The 12,077-nt window shown below is 70.2% G+C and carries 14 protein-coding genes and 1 pseudogene; 7 read left to right on the top strand and 8 right to left on the bottom strand.

All coding sequences use genetic code 11. The features are described from left to right. Positions 1 to 16 precede the first annotated feature (16 nt). Complete coding sequence (locus K1T35_RS35980; protein ID WP_220256187.1) at positions 17 to 643, bottom strand: DsbA family protein; 627 nt, start codon at positions 641 to 643, stop codon at positions 17 to 19. 140 nt (positions 644 to 783) lie between these two features. Then, on the bottom strand, positions 784 to 1,011 hold the full coding sequence (locus K1T35_RS35975) for a hypothetical protein (RefSeq protein ID WP_220263320.1): 228 nt from the start codon (positions 1,009 to 1,011) through the stop codon (positions 784 to 786). On the opposite strand from K1T35_RS35975, the gene K1T35_RS35970 reads away from it, so the two are divergent. Then, positions 1,000 to 1,869 carry a helix-turn-helix domain-containing protein gene (locus tag K1T35_RS35970; protein WP_220256186.1) on the top strand — a complete coding sequence of 290 codons (870 nt, stop codon included), beginning with the start codon at positions 1,000 to 1,002 and terminating at the stop codon, positions 1,867 to 1,869. The genes K1T35_RS35975 and K1T35_RS35970 overlap by 12 nt on opposite strands. A gap of 54 nt (positions 1,870 to 1,923) precedes the next feature. On the opposite strand, the gene K1T35_RS35965 is transcribed toward K1T35_RS35970, so the two are convergent. Further along, positions 1,924 to 2,667, bottom strand: a complete 744-nt coding sequence (locus K1T35_RS35965; RefSeq protein WP_220256185.1) for an SDR family oxidoreductase — start codon at positions 2,665 to 2,667, stop codon at positions 1,924 to 1,926. A 169-nt stretch (positions 2,668 to 2,836) separates the two neighbouring features. Here K1T35_RS35965 and K1T35_RS35960 point away from each other — a divergent pair, with 169 nt between their 5' ends. From K1T35_RS35960 to K1T35_RS35945, 4 genes and pseudogenes are all read left to right on the top strand, one after another. Continuing rightward, entirely contained in the window at positions 2,837 to 3,754 is a 918-nt protein-coding gene (locus K1T35_RS35960) for a LysR family transcriptional regulator (RefSeq protein ID WP_255621097.1), read from the top strand. Positions 3,755 to 3,883: 129 nt separating this feature from the next. Next, a pseudogene (locus K1T35_RS35955) lies at positions 3,884 to 4,057 on the top strand (helix-turn-helix transcriptional regulator); the annotation flags it as partial. Between the two features lie 305 nt (positions 4,058 to 4,362). Beyond that, a complete protein-coding gene (locus K1T35_RS35950) occupies positions 4,363 to 4,818 on the top strand; it encodes a MarR family winged helix-turn-helix transcriptional regulator (protein WP_220256183.1) in 456 nt (151 codons plus the stop codon). A gap of 118 nt (positions 4,819 to 4,936) precedes the next feature. Then, positions 4,937 to 6,055, top strand: a complete 1,119-nt coding sequence (locus K1T35_RS35945; RefSeq protein WP_220256182.1) for an alkene reductase — start codon at positions 4,937 to 4,939, stop codon at positions 6,053 to 6,055. Positions 6,056 to 6,062: 7 nt separating this feature from the next. Here the strand turns inward: K1T35_RS35945 and K1T35_RS35940 are convergent, their stop codons facing one another. The 4 genes from K1T35_RS35940 to K1T35_RS35925 form a co-directional block, all read right to left on the bottom strand. Continuing rightward, the gene (locus K1T35_RS35940; RefSeq protein WP_220256181.1) at positions 6,063 to 6,569 is read right to left on the bottom strand and encodes a DUF1772 domain-containing protein; all 507 of its coding nucleotides are present in this window, start codon (positions 6,567 to 6,569) and stop codon (positions 6,063 to 6,065) included. Further along, entirely contained in the window at positions 6,566 to 7,048 is a 483-nt protein-coding gene (locus tag K1T35_RS35935; RefSeq protein WP_220256180.1) for a MarR family winged helix-turn-helix transcriptional regulator, read from the bottom strand. The genes K1T35_RS35940 and K1T35_RS35935 overlap by 4 nt, the downstream gene beginning before the upstream one ends. 70 nt (positions 7,049 to 7,118) lie before the next feature. Continuing rightward, positions 7,119 to 7,367, bottom strand: a complete 249-nt coding sequence (locus K1T35_RS35930) for a hypothetical protein (protein WP_220256179.1) — start codon at positions 7,365 to 7,367, stop codon at positions 7,119 to 7,121. A gap of 140 nt (positions 7,368 to 7,507) precedes the next feature. Further along, on the bottom strand, positions 7,508 to 8,281 hold the full coding sequence (locus tag K1T35_RS35925) for a TetR/AcrR family transcriptional regulator (RefSeq protein ID WP_255621095.1): 774 nt from the start codon (positions 8,279 to 8,281) through the stop codon (positions 7,508 to 7,510). Positions 8,282 to 8,426: 145 nt separating this feature from the next. On the opposite strand from K1T35_RS35925, the gene K1T35_RS35920 reads away from it, so the two are divergent. Continuing rightward, entirely contained in the window at positions 8,427 to 9,551 is a 1,125-nt protein-coding gene (locus K1T35_RS35920) for an NAD(P)/FAD-dependent oxidoreductase (RefSeq protein WP_220256177.1), read from the top strand. Between the two features lie 602 nt (positions 9,552 to 10,153). On the opposite strand, the gene K1T35_RS35915 is transcribed toward K1T35_RS35920, so the two are convergent. After that, positions 10,154 to 11,275, bottom strand: a complete 1,122-nt coding sequence (locus K1T35_RS35915; RefSeq protein ID WP_220256176.1) for an epoxide hydrolase family protein — start codon at positions 11,273 to 11,275, stop codon at positions 10,154 to 10,156. 213 nt (positions 11,276 to 11,488) lie between these two features. Between K1T35_RS35915 and K1T35_RS35910 the strand changes: the two genes are divergently transcribed. Then, positions 11,489 to 11,968, top strand: a complete 480-nt coding sequence (locus K1T35_RS35910) for a MarR family winged helix-turn-helix transcriptional regulator (RefSeq protein ID WP_255621094.1) — start codon at positions 11,489 to 11,491, stop codon at positions 11,966 to 11,968. Positions 11,969 to 12,077: the final 109 nt, after the last annotated feature.

Below are 12,077 nucleotides of genomic sequence, written 5' to 3'. Positions count from 1 at the left end.
CGAACGGTGGGGAGTGTCAGGAGGTGCGGGTGCTGGACAGGGCGGTGAGTCGCTGGTCGATCTCGTCGACGGTGGCCTGGCCGTGTGCCAGCACGGTGACCTGGTCGTCGTCGACGGCCAGGAGGGTGGGGAACGCGAGGACGCCCAGCTGGGCGGCGCGGTGGAAGTCGGCCTCGGCCTCGGCGTGCGCTTGCGGCGCGTCGAAGGCGGCGACCACGGCGTCGGCGTCCAGCCCGCCCGCCTCGGCGAGTTCCCGATAGGTATCGGCGTCGGACAGGCTGTGCCCGTCGACGTAGAAGGCTCGCTGCAAAGCAGTGGCCAGTTCCACGACCCGGTCGGGGGCGGCCCGGCGCAGCGCGGCCATGCCGCGGGCGGCGGCTTCGGAGTCCATGACGAAGGAGCCGTCGGCGATCAGCCGCTCGTAGCGGTCGTCGAACTCGGCGCCGGTGAGCTCGCTGATCCTGGCGTTGGCGCCTTGGACGTAGCCGAACGTGCTGATCGGTGCTCGGCGTGGTCCGGTGAACAGGCCGCCGGAGACCACTTCGACCGGGAGTTCGGGATGGCGGGAGGTGATCTCGCGCAGCGTGGTGGAGAAGCCGTGTGACCAGCCGCAGTAGGCATCGAAGACGTAGGTGAGTTTCATCGGGGACCCCGACCGTGTGTGCGCCCGCCGAGCGCGGGCGATTCGTCTGACGTAACAGTAACTGACTAGTCAGGTATTTCGGGAGGTGGTGATCGGCACACGCTCGTGGGGCGTGTGGATCAGCTCCAGGCCCTGGCGCCTCAGGCCGGTGGGGTCCTCGGAGACGCGGCGAGGTCGAAGCCGGTGACGGTCAGCGCGATATCTCCGGCGCTTGCATGCCTGTAGACCTTCACGCGGGTCGACGGCTGCGCCACGGCGTGGGCGGCCCACATCGCCGCGAACTCGGCACTGGCGGCCGCCAACCGCCGGATCAGCTCTTCCCAGCCGGGATCGCCGTCCACGACCGGGTCGGCACGATGGTTCGGCACGATGGTGGGGTGCCAGGGGAGTCGTCCTACATTGAGCGCGCGCCGAGGCCTGCACTCGCCGCGTACGCATCGTCGGTGTGGATCCAGCAGGTGGGCGACCGGCCCGTGGCGCAGCGGCATGTGCCACACGGCGGCGCCGAGGTGCGATGTGTGCTTGGTGAGGCGCCCCGGCTGCTCGGCCCCCTGACCACGGCGACGTACCGGGAGATCCCGGCGGGAGGCACCGTTGTCGGGGTGCGGCTACGTCCGGGGGTGCTCGGCGGTCTCGTCGGGATGCCGGCCGAGGAGCTCGTCGACCAGGACGTTGTGGGCACCGACCTCTGGCCTGACCTGGCCCGTCTGACGGACGTCCTCGGGGGCGCCGTGACACCGCGGGTCGCGCTCGGTCAGCTCCAGTCGTTCGTCGCGCGGTCTGCCGGCGAACCGGACGCGTTGGTGGACGAGGCCGTCCGGAATCTCATGCCTTGGCAGGGCGGCGGGACGGCCGCTCTGCCCGCGCTGCTGTCGATCTCCGAACGTCAGCTGCGGCGCCGATGCCGGGCCGCGGTCGGCGTCGGGCCGAAGGAGCTGCACCGCATTCTGCGGTTCCAGGGCTTCCTCGCCCGCGTTCAGGCCTCGGTCGCCGAGCAGGGCGCCGCGGCCGTCGAGCTCGCACGGTGGTCCGCCGAGGTCGGCTACCACGATCAGGCCCACCTCAGCCGCGAGTGTCGTCGGCTCGTGGGCGCGACGCCCGGCGAGGTCCTCGCGCAGTACGGCGCTGCGTGCTCCTGCGGGCACGACCACGCCGCGTCCTACGTCCCGATGCTCGGGGGCCGGGATGGCCGTTTCGGACAAGAGCGGCGACCGATCCCGGCCTAGTCTAGTGTCCCGGCAAGGAAGGTTCGCTACGCAACTCGACGGCCCAGCTTCTTCTCAGATCTGAGAGCCGCCGCCGTCGACGGGGATCTCCGCGCCGGTCGTGTAGGTGGCGTCGAAGGCCAGGAACAGCGCTGCTTTGGCGACCTCTTCGGGGTCGCCGAAGCGCAGCATCGGGTTCTCCGCGGTCATCTGCGCCTTGGCCTGCTCGGCGGCCTCCGGGGGCAGGGAGCGGTCCAGGATGCCGGTGTCGATCGGGCCTGGGCTGACCGCGTTGACGCGAATCTTCCGCGGGAGCAGCTCGCGGGCCAGGCCGCGGGTCATGGAGCGCAGCGCGGCCTTGCTGGCCGCATACGCGCTGATCATGGGGATGCCGAGGACGTTCGCCACGGAGGTGGTCAGCACCACCCCGGCGCCCTCGTCGAGCAGTGGCGCGAGCTTCTGCACGGTGAAGTAGGCGCCCTTGGCGTTGATCGCGAAGACCTGGTCGTACAGCTCTTCGGTGGTCGCCTCGAACGGCGCGAACGCGTTGATCCCGGCGTTGACGAACAGGGCATCGACCGTGCCGAACTCCGCCTTCACCCGGTCGGCGAGCGCCTCGATGTCGGTAACCGAGCCGGCGTCGCTGCGAACGGCGATGGCGTTGTCGCCGAGTTGTTTCTGGGCGGCCTCGAGCGTGGCCTCGGTGCGCCCGGTGATCAGAACGCGAGCACCGTCATCGGCCAGCAGCTTCGCCGTGGTCAGCCCGAACCCGCTGCTGCCACCGGTGATCACAATGTGCTTGCCGTCGTACTCGCCCATGGTGGTGTGTCCTCACTTCATGCTCGCCTCTCGGGGCTCGCCTGATCGAGCCCCGAGATCGAGTGAAGGCCGGACGCGAAGCGGTGTCCAAGACCCGTTCTTCACCTCGTCATGCGCACCGCGTATCACGGCACGTCATGCCGGTTCAGGTGCGACGTACATTGGAGAAGTGCCCGACGTTGCTTCCGCCGGCGCGGACCTCGACCTGCGGCTGGTGCGCTACTTCACCGTCGTCGCCGAGCAGCTGAACTTCGGCCGGGCGGCCACACTGCTGCACGTCGCGCAACCCTCGCTCAGCCGCCAGATCCAGCGCCTGGAGGACCAGCTGGGGGTCCGTCTGCTCGAGCGCACCCCGCAGGGGAGCCGACTCACCGAGGCCGGGCAGGCGTTCCTCCCCGAGGCGCGGGCGCTGCTGCACACCGCCCGGCACGCCATCGGCACGGCGCGGGCCGCTGCGCCGCTGCCCGCGATCATCATCGGGTACGTCGACGACCTGGTCATCACCCCGGCGGTGCGCGCGTTGCGGCGCAGTCACCCCGGCGCCGACGTCCGCACCCGACACCTGGACGGGAACGACGCCACCGCACTGGCCGAGCACCGCGTGGATGCGATCATCGCCCGGATGCCGCTCCCGTATCCGACGGACCGCCTCCGCGTGACGGTCCTCTACGAGGAACCGCGGGTGCTGGTCGTGCCCATCGACCATCGACTCGCGGGCAAGGAGTCGGTCCGGCTGAGCGACATCGCCGCCGACGCGGTGGTCGGGTGCGGTGCCACGACCACCGCGTGGCGCGAGTTCTGGCGCCTCGAACCACGGCCCGACGGCAGCCCGGCCCCGGTCGGGCCCCTTCCGGTCGAGAGCTATGAGGACAAGCTCGAACTCGTCGCCGATGGTCAGGCCATCGCCGTCCTGCCCGCCGGGGACCGGCGAGTGAGCCTGCGCGACGACCTCACCACCGTCCCCCTCGAGGGGGTCGATCCCACGCGGGTCGTGGTCGTCACGCGAGCCGACGATCACCATCCCCTCGTCACGGCCTTCCGCGAGTGCGCCCGCACCAACCTCGTCCCTGCCCAGCCGGAGTTCTGAGCGACGTCCACTGAGCGCTTCCCGCGCTGACCAGGTTCCTGGGCTCCCGAGCCGCGGTCCGATACGGGACGACCCGGCGCTCGCGCCTGCGGCGCTGGTGCTGATGGCGATCACGGAGCCGGGCGTGCGCTCACCACCCAGGAACGGCACATCGCCCGCCTCGTCGCCACCGGCGCCACCTCCAAGGAGATCGGCGCGCAGCTGTTCCTCAGCCCTCGCACGATCGACGCCCACCTGCGCAACATCTTCCGCAAACTCGGCATCACTTCCCGCCGCCAGCTCAGGACCATGCAGCTCCCCTGACCTGCTGGCGGCGAGGCGGATCCGCGACGACACCGTGTTGCTGTTCGTCCTCGGCTACTGGGTGCTTCCCTGCGTGCTGCTCGGGCTGGCCGCGTCGGCATCGGGCCTTGTCTCGACTTGGTTCGAGAGCCGCTCGTGGCCGACGACGCGCGATGGTCGGGGTGGGCTGGTGTCCGAACTGAGCGCTTGGACGGCACAACGGCCAAGCCATGGCGCGACGCACCGGCGAATGCGGCCGGCACGCCCGGCGTCGCGACGCAGGCGTGTTGCTTGGCCGGACAACCTTCTCAACTAGGCTCGCACGCATGGACGGACGCCCCGGCTTCGAGGTCGGCCCGCTGAGCTCGGCGATCTTCCGGGTCGCCCGGCTGCACAAGTCGCTCGCGGCACGCCTGCTGCGGGAGAGCGGTCTGCACCCAGGCCAGGAGCTGGTCCTGATGACGCTGTGGCGAGACGGCCCGCAGCGACAGGTCGATCTCGTCCGCACGCTGGACTCCGACGCCCCCACGATGGCCCGCAGCATCGCTCGGCTGGAGAAGTCGGGCCTGGTCCAGCGCACACCCTCGCCTACCGACGGGCGCGCGTTGATCGTGGAGGCGACCGAGGCCAGCCTGCCGCTGCGCGCGCGAGTGGAGCAGGCATGGTCCGCCCTCGAGCGACTCACCACCGCCGCGCTGTCGCCGCGGCGCGCCGCCGAGACGCTGTCGCTGCTCGCAGAGCTCGAAGCCGGCCTGCAGGTCGCCGCCGACCAGGCCCAGTAGGAGGTCGCTGACGAGGCACGGGCTGCACCCTCGACAAGAAAGTTAGCCGGACAAGGAATAGGGCCCGACGACTTGGTTGTTCGGCTAACTGAACCGCCGACCAACCGAGGAGCACCAGATGTCCCAGCACCCCACCGTCCAGATCCGCCGCACGGCCTTCGAGTCCGTCCAGCTCGGCAGCCTGCGGCTGCGCAACCGGATCGCGATGGCGCCGATGACGCGCAGCCGGTCCTTCGACACCCACGCCACGTCCGACATGGCGACCTACTACTCCCAGCGCGCCGGCGCCGGGCTGATCGTCACCGAAGGGATCCAGCCCAGCCCGACCGGCCAGGGCTACCCGTCGACGCCCGGCCTCCACTCCGCGAGCCAGATCGATACCTGGCGGGCGGTCACCGATGCGGTGCACGCCCGCGGCGGGACGATCGTCGCGCAGCTCATGCACACCGGTCGGATCGGCCACCCGAGCACGACCGCCGCCGTCGGACACGACACCGTCGTCCCCGTCGGACCGTCCCCGGTCCGCGCCGCCGGACAGATCTTCACACCCTCGGGCCTCCAGGACCACGTCGTCCCGCGGGAGCTGACCGAGGACGAGATCCTCGCCACCGTCGCCGAGTTCGCCGATGCTGCCCGCAACGCCGTTGCCGCAGGCTTCGACGGCGTCGAGATCCACGGCGCCAACGGCTACCTGCTGCACCAGTTCCTCGCGACCAACGCCAACCGTCGCACCGACCGGTGGGGCGGACGCCCCGAGAACCGCATCCGGCTGACCGTCGAGGTCGCGCGCGCCGTCGCCGACGCCATCGGCGCCGATCGCACCGGCCTGCGGATTTCGCCGAACAACGGACTCGGCGACACCCACGAGCCGGACTACGCCACGACGTACCCGCTGCTGGTCTCGGAGCTCAACGACCTCGGCCTCGCCTACCTGCACCTCGTCGAGGCAGGTGACTCGAGACTCACGCCGGTCCTCAGGTCCACGTGGGACGGCGCCCTCATCCTGAACGCCGCCACACCGGACCCGCTCGACCACCCGCGCCGCCTCGATCTGGTCGATGCCGGAGCCGCCGACGTCGTCTCCTTCGGCCGGCTCTTCATCGCCAACCCCGATCTGGTCACGCGCCTCGCCGACAGCGCCGAGCTCGCATTGCCCGACATGTCCCGGGCGTACGGCGGCGACCACCGCGGCTACACCGATTACCCCGCCCTCACGGACGCCGTCGCGGTGGCCTGACGGATCGTCAACGTGGGGTCTGCCTCCATGTACGCGGGCGATCGGATGCGGCGACCGCGGCCCCGCTGAGCACGGTCGCGGCCAGGGCCAGCCCGGTCCGTACCCAGTTCCACCGGTTCCAGGCGGCGAGCCCGGCGGGCACGGCGTCGGTGGGGAAGCCGGGGCGGAGGAATGCGGCGTTGGCGCGGGCGAAGTATGCCGGGAAGAGCAGCACGGTTCCCGCCATGGCGGCGGTGGCGGCCGCCAGCGGTACGCGGGCGGGTGCGTCACGGCGGGCGGCCGACGCGGTCGCCACGCCGAGCAGGGTCATTGAGGCGATGTCGATCGGGGCGAGTACGGCGCCGGTGGCGGGGCCGGTGGTGGCGAACTGTCGGAGGAACGCCTCGGGATCCATGCGACGCCACATCGGGACGGTCGCGACCTGGGTGAGCAGGCATCCGACGGCGAAGGCCGCGGTGGTCGCCACACCGGCGACGAGAGTTCGCGGGACGGCAGGGGAAACACTGTCGGTCATCGTGCTGTCTCCATGGTTCGTGGGGGTTGGTCGCGGCGGCCGCGCGCAGCCTCGAGGTTGGCGATGGCCGCGTGCAGCGCCGTGTGGAAGGTGGTGATCTGGTCGTCGGTGAGCCCGTGGGTGGCCAGGGTGTTGACGGTTCGGGCGGCGGCGACGAGGTCGGGTTCGAGCCGGCGGGCGCGCTCGGTGAGCCGGACCAGGGCGCGGCGCTGGTCGGCCGGGTCCGGGGTGCGGGTGATCAGTCCGTCCCGTTCCATGCGGGCAAGGGTGTTGGCCATGGTGGGTTGCTCGACCTGCACGCGGGCGCACAGTTCGGCCTGGGTCAGGCCGTCGGCCTGGTAGAGCGCCAGCAGCTGGGCGAACTGTCCGGGCACCACCCCGTGGGGTTCGATCCGCTCGCGCAGCGCCTGGGCGAGGAGCCGTGCCAGGTGGTTGACCAGGTACCCGATCGAGGACTCGGGAGGTAGCGGTGCGCTCATTGCACGCCCTCGCTGCGCTCGGGCGGCGCTTCGCGCGGGCGCTGTGTCGATGATTCGCTCGCAAGCTCGCTCATCGTGCCGTTGCCACGGCGCGTCCGCGCAGCACCCGCCGGATCCGGGGCCACTTCCACATGGCGATGCCGGTGAGGATCAACGCGGGGAAGACCACCCACTGGACCACCGCCGCGAACACCGTGCCGAGCAGCGGTCCCGCGTACACCGCGACCAGCACAACGGCCCCGGCGGCCAGGTGGGCGGCGCGCTGCTGGGTGCGGATCTGCTTGCCCTTGGGGCGGGACGTGGGCGCGTTCGGTTTCATGGTGGTCCTCCAGATTCATAGCCTGCTATCTGTAGCATAGCAGGCTATGTTGTCCGGTCGAGGTCACTTTTGGCGTTTGTGGCGAGCGCTCGTGCGCGGCGTCCCGGACTGGATGCGATCGCCCCGAGCCCTCGAGCTGACTATCTGCACTGCCCCTGGGTGCGGCACCCATCCGGCGGGGATGAAGCTGTCGGCTGGGGCGGGGTGAGGTTGTCCATGATCAAGCCGAGGGTGAACTCGAACCGGTCGTGTCCGGTGCCGGAGGTCAGCTCGGCGGCATAGCGTCGGGTCTGCGGAAACGCCTCAGCCGGCAGCGCAGCGAACCGGCGTAGCAGTTCCTCGCGGCTGAGGACCCATTCCTGGTCCGGGTGTTTCCGCCGCTGCTGGACCAGCGACTGCTCCAGGGCGTAGGCGCTGACGTAGAGGGACAGGGCGTCGAGCACCCAGGCGGCGGTCTGCGGCTCGATTCCGCCGGCGAGCAGGATCGCCAAGAGCCCTTCGCGCACCCGCAGCGTGTCGAGGTTGGTGGGGACCGTGCCCAGCGCGGCACGGGAGACCCCGGGGTATTTCAGGTACTGGTCGCGGATCTGCGCGTACACGTCGAGGGTCTGCTTCCGCCACGTGGCCGGGTCTGGTTCGGGGAGCACGACCTCGGAGTAGAGCCGGCCGACGAGCAGATCGTCGATGTCGTCCTTGTTGACGATGTGCGCGTACAACGACGACGGCCCGGTGTCGAGCACTGCCGCGACTCGACGGATGGTCAGCGCGTCGTAGCCCTCGGTGGCCACGACGCGCAGGGCGGCGTCGGCGATCCGGTCGACGGTGATGGGCTTCTTGCGCGGTGGTGACGTCGCAGAGTCCCCAGCAGGCTGGGCGTGACGCGCTGCTCGGCGTTGGTGGGGATCGGAGGGCATACCGGCCACACTAGCTTGACACGAACTAAGTTCGCCGACTAGAACTTAGTTCGTCTTCGTCGAACTTAGTTCCCGTCTGCGTGGTTCGCGTGGCGCCGCTCAGGTGGCTGAGCGGCGTTCGGAAGGTCTGTTCTGGGGGTGCGTGATGCGCGTTTCCGTTGTCGGAGCCGGTCTGGGAGGTCTGTGCCTGGCGCAGGGCCTGCGTGGCGCAGGGATCGAGGCCGACGTGTACGAGCGGGACCCGGCGATCACCGCGCGGTTCCAGGGCTACCGGCTCGTGCTGAACCCTGTGGGGTTCGAAGCGCTGCGCGGCTGTCTGCCGCCGCGCTGGCACCCACTGCTGGACGCGATCGTCGGTGACGCCTATGGCGAGCGGCTGATCCTGGACCCGCAGCTGAACCAGATCGGCGAGCTCGGCTCCGGCAGGAGCGGGATCGTGGTCGACCGGCACGTGCTCCGGCACCTCCTGCTGACCGGTCTCACTGTGCACACCGGGGCCGCGCTGACCGGCTATGACGTGCTGGCCGACGGCAAGGTCGAAGCCCGGTTCGCCCACCGCGACCCGGCCACCGCCGACGTGCTAGTCGGGGCGGACGGGGTCGGCTCCGCCGTCCGTGCGGTGCTGTCGCCACAGACCACCCCGACCGACACCGGCGTCCGGTTCGTCATCGGCCGCACACCGCTGACCGAGCGCGTTGCCGGACTGTCGCGGGCCTTCGGCTCGAAGATCGCCGGGGACGGGGTGAGCCTGCTGCTCGGAGCGATGCGTTTCCGCACCCCGCCGAAGGAGGCGGCCGAGGAACTGGCGCCCGAGGTGACCCTCCCCGATGTCGGTGACTACGTGCGCTGGGCCATGATCCTGCCGCCGAACGGCGCGCTCAGCGCTTCGACCCCGCAGGAGGCCGCGCTGTCCAGGATGGAGGGCTGGCATTCGGACCTGCAGTCGCTCATCGAGCAGTCCGACCCGGACAACAGCACCCTCCTATCCATCCGCGTGGTCGCGCCCCGTGAGCGCTGGGCGCCAGGTTCGGTCACGCTCCTCGGCGACGCGATCCACGCCACTTCCCCGACCGGCGGCAACGGCGCGAACACAGCCCTATGCGACGCCGACCTGCTGCGCCGCTGCCTGATCGAGGCCGCCGAGGGCCGCCAGTACCTCCTCGGCGCGGTCGGCGACTACGAGCGGCAGATGTTCGCCTACGGTGCCGAGGCCGTGCGCCACAGCCTCGACGCACTACCCGCCTTCGTCCCGGAACCGGAATCGGCCTGACATCGTGCGCCAGGACTTGTTGAACAGTGTGGATAGCCGGATGACCAGGCCGAGTATTGAGTTCCGGACGCCAGGCTTCGTCAGCAGCTTGCCACGGCACCAGTGCCGATTACTCCGGCGGCCCGGCGAGTACCTCCACGCTCTACCGGCACTTCGAGACGCGCGAAGCCCTCGTCGAGGAGGTGTACCGCGTGGAGGTCGACCGGCTGTGCGCCGCACCCGCGGAACTCCTCGCCCGGCACGCTCCCGATGAGGCCCTGCGGTGCTTCCTGCTGCTGCTCGTGGAGCATGCGGAATGCGCACGGAAGGCTGGCAGGACGAAGCCGTGCGCATCACAGCGATCTTCTTCGACGGCCTACGGTTCCGGTCGGCCGCCTGATCCACGCGTCCAAGGAGGTTCCGGCCGAGGCGTGGACGCCGCTGGAGAGCGCGGTGATGCGGTTCATCGACCGGAACCCGGGCGCGACGGCGGGTGCGGAGGCCGAAGCGACCCAGCTGATCTCCAGCAACTTCAGCCGGGCGGTGCGGGGCCTGGAGAAGAAGGGCATGGTGCGCCGCGACACATCCCCCGGGCGCGGACTTCCCGGGGATGGGACGGACGGTCAGCGGAAGAGGCGGAAGAACCCGCGCACCTGCTCGACCAGCGACTCCGGCTGCTCCAGCGCGGCGAAATGGCCACCTCGCGGCAGCTCCTCGAACCAGCGCAGGTCGGTGAACCGCAGCTCGGCCTCCCGCCGCGAGGGGCGGGTGATATCGCGCGGGTAGACCGACAGCCCGGACGGCGCGGTGACCTTGTCCCGGAAGCTGCTGAAGCTCTCCCAGTACAGGCGCGCCGACGACGTGGCCGACGCGGTGAACCAGTAGACCGAGATCTCGTCGAGGATCTTCTGCCGCGACAACGCGTCCTCGGGGTGGCCGTTGTTGTCCGTCCAGGCCCAGAACTTCTCGGCGATCCAGGCGGCCTGGCCCGCCGGGGAGTCGGTGAGGCCGTAGCCGAGCGTCTGCGGCCGCGTCGCCTGCTGCCCCGAGTACCCCCGGCCGGTGCGCTGGAACTCCTTCTCGGCCTCGAGGTTCGCCAGCTCGGCGGGCGTCGGGTCGTCGAAGGTGCCCGCCGCCACTGACCCCAGGTTCAGGTGCACGCCGGCGACCCGCTCGGGCGCCACCTCGCCCAGCGCGCCGGACACCGCCGAACCCCAGTCGCCGCCCTGCGCGCCGTACCGCTCGTAACCCAGCGAAACCATCAACGTGTCCCAGGTGCGCGCGATGCGATTGATGCCCCACCCGGTTGTCGACGGCTTGTCACTCCAGCCGTACCCGGGCAACGACGGCGCGACCACGTGGAACGCGTCCGCCGGGTCTCCGCCGTGCGCGCGCGGGTCGGTCAGCGGGCCGAGGACCTCCAGGAACTCGAGCACCGAGCCCGGCCACCCGTGCGTGAGCACCAGCGGGAACGCATCCGGCTCCGGTGAGCGGACGTGCAGGAAGTGGATGCCCAGCCCGTCGAATGTGTCGCGGTACTGCGGGAAGACGTTCAGCCGCTCGGCGAACCCGAAGTCGTAGTCCTCGGCCCAGCTGCGGCAGAGCTCCTGCGCATAAGCCAGCGGCAACCCCTGCGACCAGTCGTCCACCGGCTCGGGCTCGGGCCACCGCGTCCGTCGCAGCCGTTCACGCAGATCCGCGATCTCGGCTTCGGTGATGCTGACCTCAAACGGCTCGGCGGCCACGGCGGGGCTTCCTTCCTCGGCAAGATCGACGTTATCGGGTCAGATGGGTGGAACGACGGGACGATCAGATGGACGCAGTCAGGAGGGGAATGCAACCTGCCACCCTCAGGCACTCCTGGTGGAGCCACGCCTGCCTCCAAACTGGTTAATATGTGAACAGGACCGTACTCAGCGGTTAGTTCACATGTCAATCAAGTGAGTAGGGTGACGACCGTGACTGAGGCGCGGTGGCTGGACGAACACGAACAGCGGGCCTGGCGCAGCCTGATGTCGATGCAGGACGGCCTGTCGGAGTTCATCGACCGGCAGCTGCGTAACCGGTGTGGGCTTTCCACCGCCGACTACCAGGTCCTGGCTCATCTGTCGGAGGCGCCGGACGGCCGGCTGAGGCCGTTCGAGCTCGGCGGTCTGCTGCGCTGGGAGAAGAGCCGCCTGTCTCAGCACCTGGGCCGGATGGAGAAGCGCGGCCTGGTGACACGCGAGCGGTGCCTCACCGACCAGCGGGGAGCAGTCATTGCAATCACCCTCCAGGGCAGCGAGCTGATCAAGGCCGCCGCCCCGCAACACGTCGCCGACGTCCGCAACGCGCTCATCGACCACGTCACCGCAGCAGAGCTCCAGACGCTCGCCACCATCGGCGACAAAGTGTGCGAACGGCTCGCGGTGCTGGACTCGGACACCCGCCGCCGTTGATCTTGTGTACGACGGCGCGAGGCCGGGGCCCTCGCCTCCGTGGCGAGCGCGCTCAACCTTGCGCCACACCGCGTGCTGACCTCGAATCGATGTGGACGGATGTGACAGC

Origin of the sequence: Pseudonocardia sp. DSM 110487, from assembly GCF_019468565.1 — a bacterium.
Taxonomy (GTDB): Bacteria; Actinomycetota; Actinomycetes; order Mycobacteriales; family Pseudonocardiaceae; genus Pseudonocardia.
Note: the sequence above shows the minus strand (reverse complement) of the source record. Positions and strands in the feature narration are given on the sequence as shown.